Annotated in this window: 20 protein-coding genes and 1 riboswitch; of the genes, 7 read left to right on the top strand and 13 right to left on the bottom strand. The window is 42.4% G+C overall.

Going from position 1 to position 25,424, the window contains the following annotated elements:
• Positions 1 to 151: 151 nt before the first annotated feature.
• From recD to EAE91_RS10195, 8 genes are read right to left on the bottom strand one after another with little or no spacing between them, the layout of a single operon-like run.
• Positions 152 to 2,005: an exodeoxyribonuclease V subunit alpha gene (recD, locus tag EAE91_RS10230; RefSeq protein WP_214088409.1), complete on the bottom strand. Its 1,854-nt coding sequence runs from the start codon at positions 2,003 to 2,005 to the stop codon at positions 152 to 154.
• Entirely contained in the window at positions 2,005 to 5,610 is a 3,606-nt protein-coding gene (gene recB / locus EAE91_RS10225; RefSeq protein ID WP_376744744.1) for an exodeoxyribonuclease V subunit beta, read from the bottom strand. The genes recD and recB overlap by 1 nt, the downstream gene beginning before the upstream one ends.
• Positions 5,610 to 8,498, bottom strand: a complete 2,889-nt coding sequence (ptrA, locus tag EAE91_RS10220) for a pitrilysin (RefSeq protein ID WP_214088407.1) — start codon at positions 8,496 to 8,498, stop codon at positions 5,610 to 5,612. The genes recB and ptrA overlap by 1 nt, the downstream gene beginning before the upstream one ends.
• On the bottom strand, positions 8,498 to 11,920 hold the full coding sequence (gene recC, locus EAE91_RS10215) for an exodeoxyribonuclease V subunit gamma (protein WP_214088406.1): 3,423 nt from the start codon (positions 11,918 to 11,920) through the stop codon (positions 8,498 to 8,500). Before recC ends, ptrA begins: the two co-directional genes overlap by 1 nt.
• Positions 11,898 to 12,284, bottom strand: a complete 387-nt coding sequence (locus EAE91_RS10210) for a prepilin-type N-terminal cleavage/methylation domain-containing protein (protein WP_214088405.1) — start codon at positions 12,282 to 12,284, stop codon at positions 11,898 to 11,900. The genes recC and EAE91_RS10210 overlap by 23 nt, the downstream gene beginning before the upstream one ends.
• Positions 12,281 to 12,766 (bottom strand): YgdB family protein, encoded by a 486-nt coding sequence (locus EAE91_RS10205; protein WP_214088404.1) that lies wholly within the window; start codon positions 12,764 to 12,766, stop codon positions 12,281 to 12,283. The genes EAE91_RS10210 and EAE91_RS10205 overlap by 4 nt, the downstream gene beginning before the upstream one ends.
• Before the next feature lie 5 nt (positions 12,767 to 12,771).
• Entirely contained in the window at positions 12,772 to 13,359 is a 588-nt protein-coding gene (locus EAE91_RS10200; RefSeq protein WP_214088403.1) for a prepilin peptidase-dependent protein, read from the bottom strand.
• A gap of 42 nt (positions 13,360 to 13,401) precedes the next feature.
• On the bottom strand, positions 13,402 to 13,917 hold the full coding sequence (locus EAE91_RS10195) for a prepilin peptidase-dependent protein (RefSeq protein WP_214088402.1): 516 nt from the start codon (positions 13,915 to 13,917) through the stop codon (positions 13,402 to 13,404).
• A gap of 477 nt (positions 13,918 to 14,394) precedes the next feature.
• Here EAE91_RS10195 and EAE91_RS10190 point away from each other — a divergent pair, with 477 nt between their 5' ends.
• The gene (locus EAE91_RS10190) at positions 14,395 to 14,538 is read left to right on the top strand and encodes a type II toxin-antitoxin system HigB family toxin (protein ID WP_214088401.1); all 144 of its coding nucleotides are present in this window, start codon (positions 14,395 to 14,397) and stop codon (positions 14,536 to 14,538) included.
• A complete protein-coding gene (locus tag EAE91_RS10185; RefSeq protein ID WP_214088400.1) occupies positions 14,535 to 14,957 on the top strand; it encodes a helix-turn-helix domain-containing protein in 423 nt (140 codons plus the stop codon). Before EAE91_RS10190 ends, EAE91_RS10185 begins: the two co-directional genes overlap by 4 nt.
• A gap of 255 nt (positions 14,958 to 15,212) precedes the next feature.
• Here EAE91_RS10185 and EAE91_RS10180 read toward each other — a convergent pair whose 3' ends face one another.
• From EAE91_RS10180 to rppH, 5 genes are all read right to left on the bottom strand, one after another.
• Complete coding sequence (locus tag EAE91_RS10180) at positions 15,213 to 15,386, bottom strand: hypothetical protein (protein ID WP_214088399.1); 174 nt, start codon at positions 15,384 to 15,386, stop codon at positions 15,213 to 15,215.
• A gap of 140 nt (positions 15,387 to 15,526) precedes the next feature.
• Positions 15,527 to 16,321 carry a thymidylate synthase gene (gene thyA, locus EAE91_RS10175; RefSeq protein ID WP_214088398.1) on the bottom strand — a complete coding sequence of 265 codons (795 nt, stop codon included), beginning with the start codon at positions 16,319 to 16,321 and terminating at the stop codon, positions 15,527 to 15,529.
• Positions 16,318 to 17,193: a prolipoprotein diacylglyceryl transferase gene (gene lgt, locus EAE91_RS10170; protein WP_214088397.1), complete on the bottom strand. Its 876-nt coding sequence runs from the start codon at positions 17,191 to 17,193 to the stop codon at positions 16,318 to 16,320. Before lgt ends, thyA begins: the two co-directional genes overlap by 4 nt.
• 75 nt (positions 17,194 to 17,268) lie before the next feature.
• Positions 17,269 to 19,515, bottom strand: a complete 2,247-nt coding sequence (ptsP, locus tag EAE91_RS10165; protein WP_214088396.1) for a phosphoenolpyruvate--protein phosphotransferase — start codon at positions 19,513 to 19,515, stop codon at positions 17,269 to 17,271.
• Positions 19,516 to 19,524: 9 nt separating this feature from the next.
• Entirely contained in the window at positions 19,525 to 20,055 is a 531-nt protein-coding gene (gene rppH, locus EAE91_RS10160; protein ID WP_214088395.1) for an RNA pyrophosphohydrolase, read from the bottom strand.
• 113 nt (positions 20,056 to 20,168) lie between these two features.
• Positions 20,169 to 20,273, top strand: a riboswitch (TPP riboswitch).
• Positions 20,274 to 20,345: 72 nt separating this feature from the next.
• Between rppH and thiB the strand changes: the two genes are divergently transcribed.
• From thiB to EAE91_RS10135, 5 genes are all read left to right on the top strand, one after another.
• The gene (thiB, locus tag EAE91_RS10155) at positions 20,346 to 21,359 is read left to right on the top strand and encodes a thiamine ABC transporter substrate binding subunit (RefSeq protein ID WP_214088394.1); all 1,014 of its coding nucleotides are present in this window, start codon (positions 20,346 to 20,348) and stop codon (positions 21,357 to 21,359) included.
• Positions 21,335 to 22,945, top strand: a complete 1,611-nt coding sequence (gene thiP / locus EAE91_RS10150; RefSeq protein ID WP_214088393.1) for a thiamine/thiamine pyrophosphate ABC transporter permease ThiP — start codon at positions 21,335 to 21,337, stop codon at positions 22,943 to 22,945. The genes thiB and thiP overlap by 25 nt, the downstream gene beginning before the upstream one ends.
• Entirely contained in the window at positions 22,932 to 23,639 is a 708-nt protein-coding gene (thiQ, locus tag EAE91_RS10145; protein WP_214088392.1) for a thiamine ABC transporter ATP-binding protein ThiQ, read from the top strand. The genes thiP and thiQ overlap by 14 nt, the downstream gene beginning before the upstream one ends.
• 170 nt (positions 23,640 to 23,809) lie before the next feature.
• Positions 23,810 to 24,289, top strand: coding sequence for an Hcp family type VI secretion system effector (locus EAE91_RS10140; RefSeq protein WP_214088391.1), 480 nt, complete (start codon positions 23,810 to 23,812; stop codon positions 24,287 to 24,289).
• 2 nt (positions 24,290 to 24,291) lie between these two features.
• On the top strand, positions 24,292 to 25,035 hold the full coding sequence (locus EAE91_RS10135) for a hypothetical protein (RefSeq protein WP_214088390.1): 744 nt from the start codon (positions 24,292 to 24,294) through the stop codon (positions 25,033 to 25,035).
• Positions 25,036 to 25,424: the final 389 nt, after the last annotated feature.

Below are 25,424 nucleotides of genomic sequence, written 5' to 3'. Positions count from 1 at the left end.
ATCTCATTAAAGGCATTAATGATCTGATTGTCGGGCTTAAAAGCCCATCCAACAACCGAACAAATAACGATCAAAAAAAATGTCAGAGAAGATATGGCAACATCATTAATATATAAATTTTTTTACACAAGTCAGTCTATCAGAGCAAATGTTAATCCACCTGTAAGTTAAGCCGCTCTGCTAATCCACTTCGCCTTTGAGTCGGCGTCTGGATTGCCTGACGCAATACCGCTTCATGTGCATAAAGCGTTAGTTTTTCTCTGGCCCGAGTTATCGCTGTATAAACTAGTTCACGGCTGACAACCGGTACAAACTGCGTCGGCAATACCAAAGCTGTATGGTCAAATTCTGATCCCTGTGATTTATGCACGGTCATCACATATGCAGTTTCATGTTGTGGCAAACGACTTGGCTGGATTCCTTTAATTTGTCCATCAGGCAACTGAAAATAAGCTCGCAGTTCATGATTTTCGTCTCTGAGCATAATACCGATATCACCATTAAACAGACCCAGTGTGCTGTCATTACGCGATATCATGATGGGGCGGCCTGCATAACCACGGCTGAAAGTCCCGACTGGACGACGAATAAGCCCCTGACGATGTAATAGCTGTTCTATACGCTCGTTAAGCCCACTGACGCCAAACGGCCCTTCTCTAAGCGCACACAACAAACGATAACGGTTAAATTCATCTAAAATCGCTTTGGCCGGTGCCTGCTCTGCCACCAGTTGTAAATAAGCGTGATAACCCGATACCGTTTCTGTCAGCAACCGCTGATAATCTTCATCGTCGGACAATGGGTAAAAACAGATATCCTTCAACGGTTGCTGCAAAATAGAGAGAGCTTGTCGACTCTTTCCCTGATTAACGGCCGCCGCCAACTGACCAATCCCCGAATCCATATTAAAGCGGTAACTTTTGCGTAAAAGGCACAAACATTCACGAACCTCTGGGATATTTTGCTGATCACCCGCAACTAACCGACATCCCGTTAATCTGCTTAGCTGTTGCGCCCTCGCTACGCTGTATCCCAGCTCTGCAAAACGGCAAATATCACCCAACACCGCGCCTGCTTCCACTGATGCCAATTGATCACGGTCCCCAAGCAGAACAATTTTCGCTTTCGGCGGCAATGCATCAATCAACCTAGCCATCATGGGTAAATCCACCATTGAAGCTTCATCCACCACCAGCACATCCAAACTCAGTGGATTATCTCGATCATAGCGCAATCGCTGGCTATCAGGCTGCGCTCCTAGCAAGCGATGAATCGTCTGTGCCTGATCCGGCATACATGCAAACTGTTCTTCCGTTAGAGGCAGTTTTCTGACCGCACTATTAAGAGATTCGGTCAATCTGGCGGCCGCCTTTCCTGTCGGAGCCGCCAGTTGGATAACCCGCTTTTTATCAGGTTCAAGTTTAATTAAGGCAGCCAACAACTTAGCAACGGTGGTGGTTTTCCCAGTTCCCGGTCCGCCAGAGATAACTGAAATTCTGCTCGTCACCGCAACAGCCGCAGCTACCTTTTGCCAATCCATTGTTTCTTCAGGCAGCATGAATAATTCATCCAAAACAGTTCTCAGTTGCTGTTCTTGAATATTATCGGTTGGTTGATTGCCGGAAAAGAAAGCCGCCACCTGACATTCACTTTGCCACATTCTCTGCAAATAAAGCCGGTCATGGGAAAGCACCACTGGCGTTGGTTGAAATCCATCACTAACCGCAGCACAATTCTCCAGCGCTATCAGCAAACTCTGTTCATCTGGTTTTCCCGCAACCCGCCACAACTGCTCTGCAAATTCACGATGTCGCCCATCAAAAAAATATTCTGGCGTTATCCGATTAACCGGCAGGCAAACATGCCCGGCACCAGTTTCAGCGCTCAACAGCGCCATCACCAACAACAAAATAGGATCTTTATCCTCAATCAATGCATGAGCAAACTGTAAGTCCAATGAACGCAAAAGTCTGAGGTTTACTGCCTGTTGTAATAACGAAATCATCAATTTTTCTCTTTTTCAGACTGTTCATGACCACTGAAAAGCAGATCCAAAGCATCAACAAATTCAGCCGATGGCCGACAATTGAAAATACCATTCCCCGGTTGTTGTTTATCTATTCCCCTCAGAAACAGGTAAATCACGCCGCCGAAATGTTGTTGGTAATCATAATTAGCCAGCCTGTGACGCAAATAACGATGCAATGCCAGTGTATAAAGCTGATATTGCAGGTCATAGCGATGTTCAATCATGGCTATTTCCATTGCCTGTCGAGTATAAAACTGGCTTTCCTCTCCCAACCAGTTTGATTTGTAATCCAGCACGTAAAATTTGCCTTGCCAACAGAAGACCAAATCAATAAACCCTTTCAGCATTCCTTTCACCTGCTGAAATTCCAGTTGGGGACAACGGGCAGAAATCGGATCATAACGACGCATCAGTGTATCCAACGCCTGAGATCGCAAAAGTTGCTCAACCGGCAGATAAAACTGCATTTCATCCTGTTGATGATGCAGCGGAATTTTTGCCAGTTGCACTCCTTCATCATTCAATGGAATGGTAAAAATGTCGGTCATCCATTGCTGTAACGTCCCACTCCATCGTTCATCAAATCCGGCTGATTGCAGTTGTTCTGCCAACCATTGCTCATCAGGTCGTTGGTTAAAACTAAGTTCTTCCAAAATAGCGTGTAAAAAAGTCCCCGCGGAAGCTCCCCGAGGAAATGTATGTGGCGTCATTTCAGGTTGTTCTGCTAACTGCTTTTCACCACTCGCATCAACATCAAGTTTTGGCGCAATAGATTGAACAATCACGTCAATAGATTCTTCTCCAGCAAAATAAACGGAAGCATTGCCACGATGAACCACAGAGTTTCGTAAACCAGAATAACTGGTAATACGCCAGTCATCCTGGACTCTGCGTTTAAATTGCCTGGCCGACAGGACTAAATCATTTTTACTTTGCGATTGCCAAGGATGACCATTTGTTTCATTAATTGATGATATAACGATACCATCCCCGCTTAATTCTTTAAGCGATGTCGCCAGAAAATCAGCATCCCCTTTCACGCCCTTTTGCAACAGGTAGCCCAGAGCACACTGATGCAGATCAGTATCCCCGATCTTTTTCTTATTGCCTTTTATCAGCGGAGCCACACCGACACTGCAATGGTAAACAGAACGCGTCAATGCGACATAGAGTAAACGCAAATCCTCTGCCAATCGCTCTTGTTCCGCCAATTCAATCGTTTCGTCGTCAGGAAAAATATCGAGGCAAGCATTAAAGCTTGTACGATCATGATATATCGCCCGCTTCTGCTCCCTGAAATTACAGATAAATGGCAACCATACCAGCGGATATTCCAGACCTTTAGATTTATGGATAGTACAAATTTGTACTAAATGACGATCACTTTCCAACCGCATCTGCTGACTTTCCGATTGTGGATCAGGATGAGAGATTTGCTGAGCCAACCAGCGGGTGACCGCATGTTCACTATCAAGTTGCAACGATATTTCCTGCAACAACTCACCAATATGCATCACATCCGTCAAACGCCGTTCACCGTCATAACTGGCAAGCAAATTCTCAGCAATATGATGGTTGGCGATTACCGCTCGTAACATAGGTAACACACCACGGCGTTGCCACAGACGAAAGTAACCATCAAATTCATCAACTAACTGATCCCATGTCTTTTCATCATGATTCAACATGTCTATCTGCCGGGCAGTTAGACCAAATAAACCACTCGCCAACGCACTTCTCAAAACCCGTTCTTTTTCCGGTGATAACACCGCTTGTAATAACCAGAGAATATCCTTGGCTTCCGCGGCAGCAAATACACTTTCTCGGTTAGAAAGAAATACGGAAGGAATAGATAACAGGTTAAGTGCATTACGGATCAGTGTCGCTTCCTTTCTGCTACGTACCAAAACCGTAATATCAGCAGCCATCACAGGTCGAAAACCTTCACTTTTATGTAATAAAGCCCGCCCTTCACTACCTGCCTGCAACCAATCTCGAATTTGCGCAGCACAGAGCCGTGACATCGTTTGCTCATAATCTCCGGTAGAAACACCTTCTCCTGGTTGTAACCAGAAATTCAGTGCGGCCTGTTCTTCACCATCATAGCTAAAAGAAAGTTCCCGGTTTTTCTCTGCCGCAGCAACTTCAATAAAAGGGATCTGTTCAAACAAAAATGGATTTTCTGAACGCATAAACAGTTTGTTTACTGCCTGTACCATTGAGTAAGCAGAGCGCCAATTTGTTTCCAAAGTATAGTGAGCACTTACCTGAGAACGGGCACGAATATAAGTGAAAATATCTGCGCCGCGAAATGCATAAATAGCTTGTTTGGGATCACCAATAAACAGCAATCCATTTTCAGGCTGAGTGCCATAAATGGTATGAAAAATTCGGTATTGTTGTGGGTCGGTATCCTGAAATTCGTCGATCAACGCAACTGGATAGCGCCGACGAATGGTCTCAGCAAGCAAATCACTGCCAGGGCCTTTCAGAGCATCATCAAGACGGGTAAGTAAATCATCAAACCCCATTTGACCACGTGTTAATTTTTCCTGACCGATTGATTGGCGAATCTCAATAATAGCCCTGGAAATGATCAAATCACATAAGGTAAGTGGTTGCTTATATAAATCATCTATCGCAACAAAAAGTGCATGTTCAGGTACCTCGCCTTTTTTTGTCTTTTCTGCCAATACCGACTGCCGGAACTTTTCCAACGCTTTTGGCAACAGATAATCCTCTGTAGGTGCCTGAGCCCAATCCGTGACACTATTCAGCCAATTTGGTAAGTGCTTACTACTGTAACTTCTTTTATCAACACCAGAGCCCGCAATTAAATCGTGCAACTCTCCAGCAACTTCATTCCATTGGTATTTAACATCACTGATCAACTGGATAATTTTTTCATGGCGGCTTAACAACGTTTCATCACTGTCCGGCGCATTAACAATATGTGGCATATCCCCTTGTAAATAAGGGTGTAATTCAGCCAGCAGAGCTTCCGGCCCGCTCCACTCCTGACTGATTACCTGTGCCATTGATAACGGCAATGGATAACAGTGACGCCGCCAGAAATCAGCACACCCCTGCCGTTCTAATGGCTGTTGATCCTGAATTAATGTCTGTTCAAACAAGATCCCAGATTCAAAAGCATTATGTACCAGCATCCTCTGACAAAAACCATGAATGGTATAAATCGCGGCTTCATCCATTTGCCGTTCTGCGGCCAGTAACCAGATAGCCGCCCGCCCTTTATCTGGGATTTCATCCAATAGCTGTTGATAGGCTGGCTCTGCATCTTCTACTTCGTTTCGAATACAAGCAAGGCGAAGTTTATGAATATTTTCACGGATACGTCCACGTAACTCATTCGTTGCTGCCTCAGTAAAAGTGACCACCAGAATCTCTTCTACACTCAAAGGTCGTGAAAAAGCGGCATCTTTCCCCAGCCCAAGCAGAAGACGCAGATATAAGATACCGATAGTGTAGGTTTTACCCGTCCCGGCCGATGCTTCGATCAGCCGCTGACCATTCAGCGGCAGAGTTAATACATTAAGACTGTGAACAGATATCTCTGTGATCACTGCTCTCTTACCTCAATAGGTAACCGTTTCTGAAATTCAGTCACATTCTGATAGGTTTTCCAACCTTTCAATTTCGCATACCCATCCAAGTTTCCTGATTTACCAATCACTTGTGAAATCAATGACAGCCCTCGATGTTTGATTACCGCATTCCGATAGAAATTAATCAATTGCTGCTGTGTGGTTTTCTTTAGGATCTCAAGCATTTTATCTCTGCTATCAAAATTAAAGTTATTGCGGCTGAAATCACCAGAGAAGCGGGAAACTTCGTCATAGAAAGTTTGTGGCGGTTGCTGCTTTTCATTAATCAGCGCACTCTTGTACTGTTCAAAATCAGCTTGAGACATTGCTTTCAATTTATTACCAGCGTTCTGATAGAAATCTCGATAACGCTGATTCAAATATTTCGGTTGTTTACTATTACTTTGTAGCAGGAAACCCAATCCCCACTGCTCCCCCACACTGGTATTGAAAGCAAACACCGCATACCCTAATTGTTCTACTGTTCTTAACTGCTCATAGAACCACGGCTGGAGCATATTGCTTAACAAACTGGAATAAACATAACCGTCTATACGGTTATAACCCGTCGGAATATAAACCTCGGCTAAAGCACCGTCTGTGCTGCTGCCAACACGCTGGAAATTAACCGGGTAATTTTTATCAATCACCACCTTATCCCCAATCCACCAGCCATTCCCTTGATTCGCCAGTTGGTTATGGGCAGATTCAGCAATCACTTTGCTCTGCTGTTCGGTCAAGTTGCCAATTATCATCATTTGCAAAGCAGCATTTTTTATCATTTCATGACGATAGGTAACAATATCCTGAACCGTGATAGTTTCCAGCGCTTTTAAACGAGTAGATTGTTCAGTGTAAGGCACCACAGAAAGGCGTTTCAACGGCTGCATCGCCATGTCATAAGCTTTAGCGTTATTAGAAACCTCTATCTGCTCACGATACCAAGATTTAGCCTGTGCCAGTTGCTCCTCCGTTGGGGTGAACGCCATGTAATTACTAATTAAAGAGGTTAAAAGCGCCGACAGATTTTGAGTGTAACCACTTACTCCTAGTTGCAGTCCCTGTGATGAACTAGTAGAAATATTCATTCCAGCAACAGAAGCTTGATAACTAAGCTGATCAAGGGAAATATCCGCCAAATAATCAAGCAAAGAAGATGTGACCTGCTCACGGGCACTATCCAAACTGTCCACATTACGTAAATCAAGCGTAATACTGGCCTTAGGCTCATCAGCAAAATATTGGCTCGGCATATACAACAGGCGGATATTCTGCTGTTCAAGGATCATCTCTGGATGTTTTTGACTCTTATCTACTTTTATCAGCTTCAAATCGTCAGGAATATAAGGATTTGGCACAGGCAAAGAAAAGTTCATCCGCGCCTCTAACTGCTGCCATTCCATCCGTTGCTGTGATGTGATTCGATCAACCTGATAAGGTGCCTGAACAAAATAAGCCTGTTTATCGTGCGGTTCTTTTGGGCTGATATACCAGATTCTTGCATTTTCAGGCGTTAACTCAGCAAGCCGGTTGGTGATTGCTTCTGGGTCATAGTTATCAGCCAAATAACCAGCATTAAGTACATTGGATACAGGAACTCGCAGCATAGCATCCGATAACCATTCGATATAATGCATATCACGAACAATGGAGCCATATCGGAAAGACAGATTCAAAACCTTTGCGATCTCATCGAAATAACTTTTCTGAATGCCTTTTTGTTTTAACAAATTAATATAAGCAAAAATAGCCGCAATAACCTGATCCCGTTGTGCAAGCCCTTTATCTGTCAACGTCACATAAATAAAAAAGATACCCTTATTACGATCAACCATAGGCTCTGCACCAGCACTGATACTTTCGGCTAACCCTTGAGTTTGTAGCCAATCTGATAATGTATTCAGGCTACGATTGCCAATCATATAACCAAGATATTCATCGGTTTTACTGCGGAAATCAGCACTGTTATTGTCAATACTGAACTCCAATTGCAATGCCTTTTGCGGTTGAGCAGGAACATAATGGATGATAATCCCTTTCTCTTTTTCCGTTACTGCCGGCACAGTAATCGGCGGCACGCTCGCTTTTCTGTCAGGTATCCGACCAAAAGTATCAACAGCAATTTGAGTCAGTTTATCGATAGGCTGATTACCGTAAATGACTCCTTTCATCAAATTGGCCGAATAATAGCGCTGATAGAAATCCACCAGTTCTGTCTGTAATTTACTCCCTGGCTTATCTTTCAATGTTTCTAAATTACCCCCAGAAAAACGGGCATTGGGATGTTTAGGGTTCAGGGTTTCTGCCCGTATTTGAGCCACCCGCATCCCATCACGAGAACGTGCCATTGTCAGCTCTGCATTAACGGCGTTTCGCTCCCGATCTGCATTCACTGGATTAAGTAACGGCTCAGCTAGTGCATCAGCCAGACGATCTGTAGCTTGCGCTAACGCCTCATTTTCTACCTCAAGGTAAAAAGCCGTGCGGTAAGAAGCTGTGCTGGCATTATAGCTACCACCATGCTTTTGCAAAAATTCAGATAAATCACCTGACTGTGGGTAACGTTCAGATCCCATCAGAACCATATGTTCCAGATAATGCGCAAGCCCAAGCTGGCTGTCAGGGTTTTCCATACTACCAACCGGAATTGCTACCGCTGCCAGAGATTTGGTTGCCTTCTCATCAGATACCAGCAAGACCGTCATATTGTTTGCCAATCTGATTCCCTGATACTGACGATGATCATTTTCGCTTTTATAAATTGTCTCTTGCAGTAGCTGCCATTGTGATGTTTGCGCATAGCTTACTGTCCCCCAAAAGAACAGAAATATCACAGTAATCATGCGAACAAAATGTTTATGCATTATCCGATATTCTCCCTATGTTTCTGATTTCGCGCCATCGGTAACAAATAATTGAGCGCTTCCTGTTTAAGTTTTGCTAAAAATGATTCATCGATTTGCCTGAAAGCCCGCTGAGTATAAGGATCATTCCCTTCGCCTGTGCGTCCCTGATCTCCAAGCCATGCCTTCAATAGCTGGCTTTCAGCTTTTGATTGAATTTCATCACTACTATCAATCTCACCTGTTTCTTTATTCATACATGTTGAAAGCCACGCCCAACCACTTTTACAAAACAGTGGTAAAGGCGCTGATATTCCTCGTTGATAACCTTCAATCAATTGATTCAAATAATCTTTCGCTTGTTCTGAAGACACAGAGGCAAAACACCATTCGCTGCCATCACGCCCATAACTGCGGCTTTCACCCTCTCCCCCGGCAAGACAGTAAGCCAAATGCTCAATCCACAATTGCATGCCATCATTAGCTGTTAAACTGGCTGGCCGCCAACGTAGCAACCCATCCGGTTGCACCTTATTAATTTGTCCTGTCAGCATCACTTGGCCTAAATCATGGTGTAAATCAACAGATAAAGTTTCCATCTGTTGTTCACGAATTTTATCCGCCAGAGGCTGCATCTCTTTTTGTTGCTTCAACCAATAAACCTCACCAAAAGCACCAAAAGGCAACCCGCCAGCAGCCCGAAGCCGATTGAAAAGTGATTCAGGAGATTGCTGTTCAATGAGTGCACTCAACAATAGCTGATTAAACTGATAACGTTGAAGATTATCTAAAACGAAAGGTTCTTCCTCTGGTAATTCCGTTTCTTCAATAACGAAATTTACTTTCAAACAACGTTGGAAAAAAAACCGAACGGGATGGCGGTAAAAGCTGCTCAAATTATCAAGTGTAATTTCTTGAATTTGCGCCGTTTCAATAGATTGGCAAAATTCAGCATATGCTGCACCTTGCTCAGTTGCCGCCGGTAACCACTCCCTGGCATAACTTTGCTGATAACTGTCCGGTATAAAATTTTCCGGCGCAAATGGAACGCGGGAATGAAGATACAACAGATGTTCTCTGACATGAGTAGCACTTTGATCAACATTCAGTTCTTCATTTCCCGGTAAACAAAAACTTTGGCAAACATAATCCAGTAATTCATTCACCAATACGGAAGGATTACATTCCGTATCATCACGAATGGACTTGCCAATATAGCTGATATAGAGAAATTGTTCAGCAGATATCAAGGCTTCAAGAAATAGATAACGGTCATCATCCCGCCGTTTTCTGTCTCCCCTCTGACCTTTTTCCGCCATCAGATCAAATCCAAGCGGTGGAATTGAACGGGGATAGATACCATCATTCATTCCCAATAAACAGACAACCTTAAAGGGAATAGAACGCATCGGCATTAGAGTGCAAAAATTGACCGATCCGGCGAGAAAACGCTGGCTGATTTTTTCATTATCAAACTGAAGTGCCAATTCATCTCGTAATAGAACCAATGGCACATTTTCTTGATAACGGGCATTCAAGCCATTGACTATGACTTTCTGCCATTGCTGCTCTATCATCGCCAGTACTAATTCAGTTTCACTATCTGATGCAAAAAATGTCTCCAGTAACTGCTGGCAGATAGGTAACCAACCCGTTAATGTTCGGTTCTCGCCAAGAATCCTACGCCAATAGCTCAATTGCATTAAAAGTTCAGCTAATTGGCCGGCAAGCTCTGCGGCTAAACCACTGGATTCATCATAAGGCAATACCTCTTTCCAAGGGCCCGACCGACTATCCATTGCGTAACCCAATAACATTCGAGTGAGTCCAAAACGCCATGTATGCTGACCTGTTACCGGCAAAGAGAGTTCTTCTACATTATCGTCATCCAGCCCCCAACGAACCCCTGACTCTTCAACCCAACGCCTTAATAAACGCAAACCATCTTCATGAATGTCAAATTTATTCGCCAGCGCGGGTACTTCCAACAATGCTAAAACTTGTTCCGTCGTAAAACGACTTTGAGGTAAATCAAGCAGTGTAATAAATACCTGTAAAACCGAATGTGCCTGACGAGCCTTACGATCAGAAATGGCAAATGGAATATAACGTTCAGCAGAGACATTACCAAATACTGCCTGAACATAGGGAGTATAACTGTCAATATCCGCGACCATCACAATAATATCCCTTGGCGTCAGAGATGGATTATCTTCCAATAATCGCAATAGCTGGTCCTGTAAAACTTCCACTTCACGTTGAGGGCTATGGCAAACATGGAAAGATAAAGAGCGATCCAACGGATCAAGTACTCTTTTTTGCAGACTGTTTTCAAATGTTTCTTTTGTTGAACCAATTTGGGCATGATCTTCCAGATAGAGAATATCCCTTTGCAATTGATGTAATAGATTATCCTGTTCTAATTCAACAAAAGCGTGAACATCCGAACTCTGCTCAAGTTGCGACAATAAATAGAGATTATCACGACCCAACCGCCCCCACGATGCCAACAAGGGATTACTTACATCTTGTTCACCGTCATCGTTAAACAGTGATTGAGCATTACCCGGATCTTTAAAGTATTCCAGCTCCTGTTCGCTCTTATAATGACGTGGTTTACGGCTACTCAGTTTTGCCAGAAAAGCATAATTCTGAATATCTCCCCAATAATATTTACATGGATTGGTAAACATCAGGTGAATATCAATATGCCGTGCCAGTGCCTGCAAAGCTTGTAAATAGACCGGTGGTAAGGCAGAAATACCACAGATAAATACTCGTTTCGGTAAACAAGCTGAAAGCTTAGTGCTATTTTCTCGTTCAAGACTATTTTCCCGTTCAGGGCTATTTTCCAATGTCGAAATAAAACGCTGATATAAATTAGCACGATGCCATTGGGGTTGTTGTAACTGGTGAGTATATTCCGTCAGTTCCAGCCATAACCTTTTCTGCCACAACTGATTATCGCTCAAGCCATCAATAAGCTGACCTTGCTGCCAACTTTCCAACCATTGCGGACGATAAACTAGATATTGGTCAAACAGATCAGCAACCCGTCCAGCCAATTGATGAATCTTCCGTTTATCAAAATCTTGATCAAGGTAATGCCTGAGCGCAATAAACTCTGCTTCTGGCAACAATTGAGGCAATAATGCCATCAATTTCCATGTCATAGCATCTTTACTAAAAGCGCTTTCTTTAGGAATATCAGGCAATACTTTGGTAAACATATCCCAAATGAATGTAGCAGGAAGCGGAAATGAAATATTGGCTGATATGCCTATTCTTTCGGCCAATTGGATTTGCAGCCACTGTGACATACCTGGGCTTTGTACCAAAATGACTTCCTGCGCAAATGGATCAGTCAGTGGATTATCCCCGATCAATATTGCTATCAATTCCTTAAGAAGATCTAGTTGATTAGAATGATAAACTTTGAACATCAGAACTCCCATTTGAACAAATCCATCGGCTTGCTTTACTTTGCTGATTATAAGGTGTTGTCACTATAACTGTAAGCTGATAGCAGCCAGACAACGGATATGTTGTCTGAAATTCAGCGTGCCATCCCGGTGGTAATATTATTTCTGGCAAAGGATTTTGCCCTGCAATTAATTCATATTGTTCCAGATACCCATAAGATAATTTATCCGCCTTTGATTGCTGCCAATGTTGCTGAAACCCAAATAATAACGCCTGATGATAACGCATTAATCCCAATAGAGAGACCGAAAAAACCATAACAGCAATCATTACTTCGGGCAAACTCATACCTGATTGATGCTCATAAAAAAGATCTGACTTCATGAACAAAATCCCACATCTACTTCAGGGCAAAAATCCAACCAACCACTTTCTACCGGGATAAGAGAATCTCTTCCATCAGCAGAAAGTAATTTCATCCATTGATATAATTCAACAGATTGCCCAGATGCCACATCAGCCATACCTTTCAGTAGAAAAAAATGACTCGATTGCCTTTTTAAGCAACTGGTCAAATGAAATTCTTGCTGTTGCTGGCAATACCACTCTTCTGTTTCATTACTATCTTCTGTTTTACTACTATAAAGTGGCCATGACTGAGCGATTCCCCATGTCAATGAAGATTCTGCTTGCTGAAAAGCTTTTAGATATCTGCGTTCATCAACCATCATGATTAAAGCGTTATCCAGATGATGATGCAAAGCCTTTAACATCATCAGGCTCACTGCCAACAATATCAGCACTGAAATTAGCAATACATTACCTTGCTGATATTGAAAGCAGTCATGCGGAGAATGCTCAGCCACGGTACTTATCCCCTGATATTGCGCAAACGTATTACTGACTGATATTGGTAGTTTATCGATGGATGTTTAAACCAATGTGCAATAAGCACCAATTTGATAAAAACCAAACCATCTTTTGCTGGTAATTTTTCAGCTTTAAAGGAATCTACCACTATTTCATTTGGATCAAACAGCCTTTCCCAACCATTTTCCTGACAGTTACCCGCCCCCCTTTTCCACTCTACTGACTGATTGCTAAGGCGATAGCCAAAGAATTCCGATTCACTGTGTTCTGGCGGTTCCCATTGGTTATTTATGTTAAGATCGTATGCAATAACCAGGCATGAATCACCACTCTCATCACTTTTATTACTGATTAATATCGGCTTGCCGTCACAATAATGCTGGCAATATCCAGCACGGCGAATATCTTTTTCTATAATATGTAATGTTTGTTTAATAAAATAGCCTAAACGATACCTTTGATATAACTCCATTATTTGTTTGGTTAAAATAGGATAGCTTTTAGCAATTGCCAGTAAGATAATACTGCCAATAGCCATTGCCACAATAACTTCTAATAATGTCATTCCAGATTGGTTTTTATTTTTCATTATTCCAATAAAGTATCAATTATTTTAGTGGAAAAAGCATCATTAATCACAAGCTGGAATCTGATTAAACTTATTACTACTACATGATCTCATCCTACCCCGAGAAGAAAAAATAATAGATATTTCACCTGCGGAATTCGCCAAAGTAAAACTCGCAGGTATCATGGTGTTTCTTATTCCATGAAACTCTATCTGATCCTTGGTTGCTGAACTGATAATAACATCCTGATAGGGTGAGTTTATCCCTTCAATATTTTCCGAATCACAATTAGCCAATACTGGATTAGAGAGCATTATGCACCAATCCTTTCCGATTTTCAGCCACAACACGACTCTTTTATTCAGATAATTTGCTAAAGATTGTTGTCTGGCTATAAATGTTAATATTTTCTGTGCTGATTCCTGTAACCTTGCTCTTTCCTGGTGATAACCCCATTCCTGTACTCCCCATAAGGAAAATATTGAAACCAAAACAATAACGATCATCAATTCCAATAAAGAAAAACCTAATTGATTATCAATATTATAATGGCCAATTATATTCATATTATTTACCATTGATAGATCCTTATTTTCTTTCGTAAAACATTTTATTCATTTTAAACACAGAATAAATATACAATTGAATTTTATGCGAGAATGCGTCAATAAAAAAATAATAGTTTATCATTATTACATTTAAATTGCGTAGAGCTTCGCAAAAATCAATAAGAATAGCGATTTTTATTTATTATTATTGTCATGCATTGTAAGGTTATATGGTCATGAGGAAGAAGCTTCATGAACATAATAAAGAAAAGATTGAGTGATTTACATGAGGTTGTTATTACTATTAATTTATTCTATAAAGATAAATAATATCAGACCAAAAAGTAATTAATTGAGAAGATTATTTTAAGTATAGCAATCAATGGTGGTGTATATACCCTATGGATTTCAAGATGCATCGCGGCGGCAAGGGAGCGAATCCCCGGGAGCATAGATAACTATGTGACCAGGTGAGCAAGTACAGCCAACAAAGAGGCAACTTGAAAGATGACGGATATAGATATTGGTGGTAATAATGTTCGGTTACTGGCCTTTATCGAGTTTTCAATGGAGCACCATTATATTAAACATATCGTATCTCACGCAGAATACGACAAGCTAACCAATGACTACCGGAGAAACAGAGAATGATCAATTTTTCAGTCGTTCAGGAACGGGCTCGCGCTCTGTTTTCAGAGATCCCTTGGCTGACCTACATCGATACCTCAGAACAGTACAAAGAAGCGCTGGATTTGATTGATGAGCTTTTCAAAGACTATGACAATAACAAAGGGTTAATTGATATTCTAACTACAACAATTGAACGCTATGAAGATACCGCCCCTGAATTTGCAGAATTTAACCAAGCTATTGAAAATATCCCTACGGGGGTTGCAGTCCTACGAGTTCTGATGGATCAATACGGCCTTACACAAGCCGACCTCAAAAATGAAATCGGGGAAGCTCTTCTGGTATCACAAATTCTGAGTGGAACAAAGTCACTAACGGTAACTCATATAAAAGCCTTGAGTACACGTTTCAAAGTTTCTAGTACAGTTTTTATCGATTAACTTTATATATTTCTACAATTGATAGAGTAAAAAAGATTTTTTAAGATCTTTCATATTGCTGTCTTAGGCTGGGTTTAATACCGACCTATCCGACTCTAAGACTAATACGCCATAGAGAGTTTTTTACTATACCCTATGAATTTAAAGATGAATCACGACGGCAAGGGAGCGAATCCCCGGGAACATAGAGAATTATGTGACCGGGTGAGTGAGTACAGCCAACAAATAGGCAACTTGAAAGATAACGGGTATATATCAAGCCCGATGTTCCCTGCGCCTACGAAGTGCTTCTTCGGGAACCATTTTTCTACCTTCTATAATGTCTTTCTTAGACAGCATAGCGATTTTAAGCAACGCTATCGCCTGTTGTTCTGCGTTTATATCGGCTTGATCTTTCCCACCTTCCAATTTAGATATCCCATTTTTCACAATAAATATCCTACACCCCAAATACTCTGAATTACCAAGCAGATCTCTGACTTTCTTCTAAGAAATAATATTTTCTGAAAAAAAGGGAGACAATTTACACTCAATAATCTCCCTCCAGATTATTTCTAATAACCAAACAACTAAATAGCAACCGGTGCCTTTATTCCTGGATGCGGGTCATAATCAATTATTTCAAAGTCATCAAATTTATAATCAAAAATTGATGCCGGTTTACGCTTTATCACCAGTTTTGGTAGTGAACGCGGTTCACGGCTGAGTTGTAATTTTGTCTGTTCCATATGGTTGCTATAAAGATGGGTGTCGCCACCGGTCCAGACAAAATCACCTACTTCCAAATCACACTGTTGCGCCATCATATGAACCAGCAATGCATAGCTCGCAATATTGAACGGTAAGCCAAGGAATACGTCACAGGAGCGCTGGTAAAGCTGACAGGAAAGTTTGCCATCCGCAACATAAAACTGGAAGAAAGCGTGGCATGGCGCTAATGCCATTTTATCCAGCTCACCAACGTTCCAAGCCGAAACAATGATCCTACGTGAATCTGGATCGCTTTTAAGCTGTTCCAGTACGGTTTTCAATTGATCAATCTGGCGGCCATCTGCGGTACCCCATGCACGCCATTGCTTACCATACACAGGCCCCAAATCACCATTTTCATCCGCCCATTCATCCCAAATAGTCACCCCATTTTCATGCAGGTATTTAATATTGGTATCACCATTCAGAAACCAAAGAAGCTCATGAATAATTGAACGGATATGGCAACGTTTAGTTGTAACTAGCGGAAAGCCATCCTGCAAATTGAAACGCATCTGATGCCCGAAAATGGAGAGAGTCCCCGTCCCGGTACGGTCTGCCTTCGGAGTGCCCCCTGCAAGCACTCTTGTCATTAAATCCAGATACTGTTTCATTTTACCTCTTGTACCTTATTACCTTGGTGTTTGTATGCCCATATCACCATTAAAATTCCCGCCAGGATCATTGGGATAGAAAGAATTTGCCCCATGCTGATCCCGTCGAATAAACCCAATTGTGCATCCGGTTGACGGAAAAACTCGACTATTACCCGGAAAATACCGTAACCAATTAAGAATAAACCAGAAACACTGCCCATCGGCCGAGGTTTACGGATATATAAATTTAAAATAATGAACAGAACGATCCCTTCCAACGCCATTTCATAAAGCTGCGAAGGGTGACGTGGCAGAACACCATATTGCTCAAGTACCGATAGCAATGAAGGCTCCGTTGCAGCCAGTGCAATATCTTCACTGCGGGAGCTTGGGAACAGCATTGCCCACGGCGTATCCAATGTGACACGTCCCCACAACTCGCCGTTAATAAAATTACCGATTCTCCCCATGCCTAAGCCAAAAGGGACTAACGGTGCAATGAAGTCAGCCACTTGTAAGAAATGGCGTTTCGTTCTGCGACCAAACAACCACATTGCGCAGATAACCCCCACCAAACCACCGTGGAAAGACATTCCACCGTCCCAAACTTTAAATAAATAAAGCGGGTTGTCGAGAAAGGCAGGGAAATTATAAAACAGGACGTAGCCCAGACGGCCACCAACAAATACGCCAGCAAAACCTGCATAAAGCAAGTTCTCTACTTCGTTTTTTGTCCAACCACTATTGGGTTTCGCTGCCCTGCGTGTCGCTAGCCACATGGCGAATACAAACCCAACCAGATACATGAAACCATACCAATGGAGGGCTATTGGACCTATTGAAAAAATAACCGGGTCAATATTAGGAAATGCCAGGTAGCTGTTACTCATCTTTCCCCACTTAATATTTAGCGTTAATGCCCTAAGGCAATTGATTGAGAATCATAGCACAGGCCGTTAAACGGATTAAATGCCACCTCTGACCAAACCGCCAACCCCATGCTGCTCCATAAACGTTGCTGACAGCTCCTTCACTCTTAGGCTGGTTTCAGCTTGTAGTATTTCGGCCATTAATTTTTCAACCTGAGCCATCTCTAGATGGCGCAATAAATACTTAATCCTTGGCACACTACAACCACTCATACTCAGACTACGATAGCCAAGACCAATCAATAATAACGCCCCCATCGGGGTTCCTGCCATTTCACCACAAATACTGACGGTAAGACCTGCTCGTTGGCTATTTTCAAATACCAGTTTTAATGCCCGAATTACCGCCGGATGCAAGCAATCATAAAGAGAAGCGACGTGAGTATTATTCCGATCCACTGCCAATAGATATTGTGTTAGGTCATTGGTGCCAATAGACACAAAATCGACTCTCTTTTTGAGTTGTGGCAATAGGAAAATCATCGAAGGAACCTCAATCATTACACCGAATTGAGGCATAGGTATTTGACGCACCAACATTTGCTCGACTTCTTCTTTCGCTCTGTCTAACAACCGTTTAGCTTCATCAATTTCTTCTACACTCGTTACCATAGGTAGCAGGATTTTCAGATTACCCGTATCAACGTTAGCTCTGAGCATTGCTCTAAGCTGAATAAGAAAAATCTCCGGTTGATCCAGTGTCACCCGAATACCACGCCATCCCAAACATGGGTTCTCTTCGCTAATCGGCATATAAGGCAACTGTTTATCGGCACCGATATCAAGTGTACGTAATACCACCGGTTTATCGGGAAATAATTGCAACATCTCCTGATAACGCGCTTTTTGTTCATCTTCTGACGGGAAACCGCTGTGCAGCATAAAGGGTATTTCAGTGCGATAGAGTCCAACACCATCAATACTGTTACTGATTTGTAACTCATATTTCAGGCTCAAACCTGCATTAAGCTGAACCAAAATGCGTTCACCACTTTTGAGCCGCGCTTCCTGATCAACATCTCCCTCGGCCAGTTTACTAAGCGCTTTTTCTTCTTCGATAATCTGTTTATATTCCTGCGAAATCAGTGGTTCAGGTTCAATGAAAACTTCCCCACGGAAACCATCAAGAATCAGCATACGATTGTGCAGGAGTTCCGGCTGGATATCTGCCCCCATAATGGCCGGGATACCCATTGCACGTACCAATATGGCCGAGTGTGAATGAGTAGCGCCATCACGAACAATAACTCCTGCTAATCTTTCTTGCGGTACTTCTGCCAATAGGTTAGCACTCAGTTCATCTGCAACCAGAATAAACCATTCAGGCCATTGATGGCTGGCAGTCAGCGAATCATCAAGATGAAATAATAATCGCTGCCCAAGTGCCCGTAGATCCGATGCTCTTTCCCGCATATAAGCATCCTGCAAGCTGGCAAATTGTTCTGCGTATGTCTCAATAACTTGTTTAACAGCCCATTGCGCCACAGACCCCTGTTCAACACAGGAGAACAGATCTTGTTTCAACTGAGGATCATTCAAAAGGTAGGAATAAAGATCAAAAATTGCGGCACTCTCTTTTTGAGAACCCGCGGTAAAACGTTTACTGAGCCGACGACATTCTGCCGTTGCATCTTCAAGCGCCTGAATCAAACGAGAACGTTCCGCTGCATGATCAAGGGTTGAAGCTTCAAAAATTTGGTCAAGTGAGGGTTGGGAACAATCTTGCCATCCCTGAGCCATCACGATGCCATTGGAAATTGCCAGCGCTTTAATTCTGGTTTGCCGATACTGACCAAACAACCCCTTAGTCTGAGCTTGAGCAAGGATCACCGCCAGTTGTGTCGCCAGCGTCACCATAAAGGACTCTTCGGTTTCATTAAACAAGCGTTGTTCCTGCTGCTGAACGACTAAAACACCTTGCAACTGGCGGCGATAGACCACCGGAACGCCCAAAAAAGCGCGAAAGCTATCCTCTTTAACTTGAGGCAAATATTTGAAACTTGGATGGCTGCGGACATCAGCCAGATTAATCAGTTCAGACAATTGACCAACTTGTCCAACGACTCCCTCACCAAAAGCCAAACTGACAGCTCTTCCCCGGGGTTTTCTCAACCCTCGGGTTGCCATCAGGTAATAACACCGCCGTTGATGATCAGCAAGATAGATAGAACAGACATCCGTGTTCATCGCCAGACAGGTCTCGTTCACCAATAGCTCAAGCGCTTCGGCCAGATTGGTTGCCATAGCAACTTTTTCAACAATTTCCCGTAAGCGCATGAGCATAGAACTCACCTAACTTCTTTTGCGACGATAAGAATACGAAGAACGTGGCAGAGATGAGCTTTCCTGTATTGGCATGACAACCGAAGAAAACTCTTTCATCACGCGCCGATAAACATCACGCTTAAAAGAGACAACCTGCCGAACAGGATACCAATAGCTGACCCAACGCCAACCATCGAACTCCGGGGTATTACTGTGTTGCACATTAATGTCTTCTTCATTACAGAGCAGTTGTAATAAAAACCACCGCTGTTTTTGACCGATACAGACAGGTCGAGTATCCCAACGCACCAAACGCTTGGGTAATTTGTAACGTAACCAATTACGAGTAGAGGCCAAAACGCGTACATCTTTCCGACCTAAACCCACTTCTTCATACAGTTCCCGGTACATAGCCTGTTCTGGTGATTCCCCCGGATTAATGCCCCCTTGAGGAAATTGCCAGGAATGCTGCCCATAACGCCGAGCCCACAAAACCTGACCTTGCCGATTACAAATTACAATTCCTACATTCGGGCGGTAGCCATCATCATCGATCACCAGACTACCTCGATAAACTAAATTTGAAAGATGACTAATTGTTTCACACTACCCTCAAGTGGTAAACCTCTATCATTGGACTTTGCAGTCGCCAGCTAAATCTCTACAATAGCGCCATCTCAACGGGGTGCTGGCTGTTTAAAACAGCCTTGCTGAGAGTAAACCCGCCGAACCTGATCCGGCTAATACCGGCGTAGGGATTTGAGCTGCTAACTATTTCACAGACATCATCTTGCCGTTTAGCGCCTCCTCAAATCCTTTGCCAATCCTCTTAATGTAAGGAGAGTAAAGTGTTTAAGACGTTATTTTCCAAATTAATCGCACTGACGGCCCTATCAGCCTCTACGTTGCTATTAAGTCCGGTTTTACAAGCCAAGCCGGTATTAACAATCTATACCTATGATTCTTTTGCCGCAGAATGGGGACCCGGGCCCACAATTAAAAAAGCCTTCGAAGCTGAATGTGACTGTGAACTGAAACTGGTCGCTCTGGAAGATGGTGTTTCTTTGCTCAATCGCCTAAGAATGGAAGGAAAGCGTACTACTGCTGATATTGTTCTTGGGTTAGATAACAACTTAATTCAAGCGGCGCAACAAACGGGGCTGTTCACTGAAAGTCAAGTGGATATCAGCAAGCTGGCACTGCCGGTGTCATGGCATAACCCGATATTCATTCCTTATGACTATGGCTATTTTGCCTTCATTTATAACAAAAAGACTTTACCAAACCCGCCAAAAAGTATGGATGAGCTAATCAATAGCCACAATAACTGGAAAGTGATCTATCAAGATCCTCGTACCAGCACGCCAGGGCAAGGTTTGCTGTTATGGATGCAGAAGATTTATGGTGATGATGTCCCACAAGCCTGGCAAAAACTGGCAAAGAAAACACTAACTGTTACCAAAGGCTGGAGTGAAGCTTATGGTCTGTTCCTGAAAGGAGAGGGTGATATGGTATTGAGCTATACCTCTTCACCGGGCTACCACCTCTTATCTGAGAAGAAAAACGATTATGCTGCCGCTACCTTCAATGAAGGTCATTACCTGCAAGTCGAAGTGGCTGCACAACTGGCCTCCAGCAAGCAGCCGGAGCTTGCCCAAAAATTTATGCAGTTTATGCTGACACCAGCTTTCCAACAGGAAATTCCAACCACTAACTGGATGTATCCGGCCATTGATATCCCACTTCCAGAAGTGTATTCACAGCTTTCAATACCTGAAAAATCGCTGCAATATCCCGCAGAAGAAGTCGCAAAATACCGTAACCAATGGATTCGTGCATGGCAAAACGCTGTCAGCCGATGATTGCCCGATGGCTGTTACCGGGGGCCATTGCCTCCGGTCTTTTATTGTTGGTCGCCTTACTAGCGTTCGGTGCGCTTTGGTTTAATGCGCCTGAACGTAATTGGTCTTTACTGGCAGGAGATAGCTATCTGTGGCATGTAGTGGGTTTTACATTCTGGCAGGCTTTTTTATCGGCGCTGTTTTCTGTTATCCCGGCGATTGTTCTTTCCAGAGCACTCTATCGTCGTCATTTTCCAGGCCGAACTCTATTTCTCCGCCTATGTGCCATGACGCTGGTTTTGCCTGTATTAGTCGCGCTATTCGGCATTCTGACGGTCTATGGCAGAGTCGGCTGGCTGGCTCAGTTCTGCGAATGGATCGGCATCAATTACCATTTCACTCCTTATGGTTTACCAGGAATTTTGCTGGCACATATCTTCTTTAATATGCCACTAGCAACACGGCTGTTACTGCAATCTCTGGAAAACATCGCGGTGGAACAACGGCAATTAGCGGCGCAGCTAGGTATGAATGAATGGCAACATTTTCGTTTTGTTGAATGGCCTTACCTACGCCGCCAAATCCTACCAACTGGCGCACTGATTTTTATGCTCTGTTTCGCCAGTTTTGCTACCGTGCTGGCGTTAGGTGGCGGGCCTGCTGCAACCACTATCGAACTGGCAATCTATCAGGCGTTAAGCTATGACTACGATCTCAACCGTGCCGCGTTACTGGCGTTGATTCAGATTACCTGCTGCCTTGGCCTTGTGCTCCTCAGCCAGAAGCTTAACAGTGCTCTATCTGTCGGCTACAGCAACCAACAACAATGGCGTAATCCACAGGATACTTTGTTGAGAAAAATCTGCGACAGTCTGTTAATTACCGCAGCATTATTACTACTCGTGCCGCCATTATTGGCTGTTGTCGTGGATGGCCTTAACAGCGGGTTGCTTAACGTATTACGCCAACCTGCATTGTGGCAAGCATTTATCACCTCAACGGTGATTGCTTTAGGCGCAGGGTTATTATGTGTTTTATTCACTATGATGCTGCTATGGAGCAGCCGTGAGCTGTACCTGCGTCATTCCCCCCACTGGGGACAAGCAATGGAAATGAGCGGTTTGTTAATCCTTTCTATGCCAGGCATTGTATTGGCAACAGGATTCTTTCTGTTGCTCAATGATACCGTCGGACTGCCCCGTTCACCCTATGGTCTGGTGATTTTAACCAACGCACTGATGGCCATTCCCTATGCACTGAAAGTTCTGGATAATCCAATGAAAGATCTGGCGGCCCGCTATAATCCACTGTGTCGCTCCCTGAATATTCAAGGTATTAACCGACTGCGTTGGATTGAGCTAAAAGCACTGAAAGTTCCGCTGGCACAAGCGCTGGCCTTTGCTTGTGTTCTTTCTATTGGAGATTTTGGCGTTGTCGCGTTATTTGGCAATGAAGATTTCCGTACCCTGCCCTTCTATCTCTACCAGCAAATCGGAGCTTATCGTAGTCAGGATGGCGCTATCACTGCTTTATTGCTGTTATTGTTATGTTTTATGCTGTTTAGTTTACTTGAACGCTTACCGAGACCACGTAATGCTCAAACTTGAAAATCTGACTTATCGCTATGAGCATCTGGTGATGCGCTTTGACTTGCAAATTCAGGCCGGAGAACGTATCGCAATCCTAGGCCCTAGTGGGGCAGGTAAAAGTACACTCCTAAACCTAATCGCCGGCTTTCAAACAGCAGAAAGAGGTTTCCTATGGCTGAACGGGGAAAATCATACCAGTACGTCACCTGCTCAACGCCCGGTCTCCATGTTGTTTCAAGAAAATAATCTCTTCTCTCATTTGACAATTGAGCAGAATATTGGGCTAGGCTTACATCCCGGATTACGCCTTAATAGCACGCAGAAACAGATATTACAGCAAATAGTCTCTCAAGTTTCGTTGGAAAATTGCCTGACCCGTCTGCCAGCTCAACTTTCTGGTGGACAACGGCAGCGGGCAGCATTAGCCCGTTGTCTAGTACGCCAACAGCCAATTTTATTACTTGACGAGCCATTTTCTGCCCTAGATCCGGCACTGCGTAATGAAATGCTGATATTACTGGAACAAGTTTGCCACGAACGCCAGCTTACATTACTGATGGTTTCCCATAATCTGGATGATGCCGCTCGTATAGCTGATCGCGCTTTATTAATCGTTGATGGCAATATCCATTATGACGGCTTAACAAATACACTGGTTGCCGGCACTGTTCCTGAAGCTGCTATTTTGGGGAGGAAGGTCGCTTCTATTTAGACGTTATTAATGTCATCGCTATCAGAATAAACGGGAACAGGATATAGCTTAGTATTTCGATTATTTCCTTCTGTGACCAAAGTCTATATTTTAAAAATAAAACTGGGCAATATAAATCTTTTTTGTTATAAGTGTCTTTTATGTTTTAATTTTTCATAAAGGATTTAATAATGTCTAATTTGATTTATGCGACCATAAAAGGAAAGAACCAAGGGTTAATTTCAGCAGGCTGTTCTACTTTTGATTCTATTGGTAATAAATATCAAGAGAACCACCGGGATCAAATACTAGTTTACTCCGCTACCCATTCTTTAACGCGAGTACAGCACGTAAGCCATCATCCTTTTAATATCATAAAACCCATCGATAAATCCTCTCCTTTACTTGGACTAGCTATTTCAAACAACGAAGAACTTCATATCCTGTTAGATTTTTATAGAACTTCATCAGAAGGCGCTCAAGAAAAGTTTTATTCAATAGAATTAACAAAAGCAAAAATAAATGCTTTTAATACTCATTACCCCCACGCTTTAACTCATGCAGAAAATCAGCCAGAAGAGAGTATCTCTGTCATTTATCAAAATATAACGTGGAGTCATCACATTGCTGGTACTTCTGCTTATAGCATCAGAGATGATGAGGTTTATTAAGAATGAATAAATTGCGTGACAGGGTATTAAGTAATAATTTTTGTACATATAACCCAAGTTCCAGGCCATCTTTTAGGCGATGGGATGAACTTGATCTTGTTATGTGGCAAGTCGATAAACATCTTCTAAGAAACAAAAATAGATATATAGACAGTTATAAAGATGCATACGTTAAATATAATCAGCAACTTATTTTAAAATATTCTCATTTAGAACAAATACCACCGAATCTTTTGGCTTCTGTTGCTAGAATAGAAGCAGGCGGTAAACCGGATATGTGGAAATTAAATACTATTGCAATGAGGCAATGGAACGAGCAGGCTTTTAATATTAATAAAACTCGCCATAAAGGTTCAAATGAAACCTCTACTGGTATAGTTGCAATGCAGATAAGACATGTAGCTGATATGATGGGGTTTGATTCAAACACATTAACCACTAGGGATCAATTAGAAATTGCAACTTGCCTACAACTTGATGAATTTAATATTAAAATGGTCGCTCGACATTTAAAGGATTTAATTCTCTATGATTATCCTAATGCAGATACTAGCAACTTAACAAAAGAACAGTATATTATGGTGGGTTCTAGATATAATCGAGGAATAACAAGAAAAAAAGACGATTTTATTAAAGCAATTTACAAATCAAAAGGGCAGAGGACATTAGCTGAAGATGAATGGGTCTCATACGGAGAAGCTGTATATAATCGACTAGATCATCTAGATAATTTATTAAATAGATAAAAATGAAAATGAAAATGAAATTTACAGATATTATAACATTCGTAGTATTGTCATTCTTATCTTTCGTTATTATTAACGGATTTGCCTTTAATATTAAGGAGCCTTATTTTGATTTTGGTTATGTTGATTGTGAACTTTGGCAATATAAAGAAGGCGGCATTGATATAATAACTCCTTTATTTATTTTAACTCCGCTTATCCCTTTTTATATTGCATGTTTCTACAAATCATTCGTTTTATTTAAAAAAAATAAAGTCAGATCTGTGATTTACTTCGTTTTTTCCGCTGTCTTTGTTCTTTATTGGTTCTATACTTACTACGCTAGATTTATGCTTTATTGCTAGATAAGATAAGAAAAATAGCTCTGGTTAAGTTATGAAATATAAAAA

This window comes from Photorhabdus noenieputensis, assembly GCF_018448935.1.
GTDB classification, from domain to species: Bacteria; Pseudomonadota; Gammaproteobacteria; order Enterobacterales; family Enterobacteriaceae; genus Photorhabdus; species Photorhabdus noenieputensis.
The sequence above is the reverse complement of the archived record's forward strand: the minus strand, read 5'-3'. Positions and strand labels throughout refer to the sequence as shown.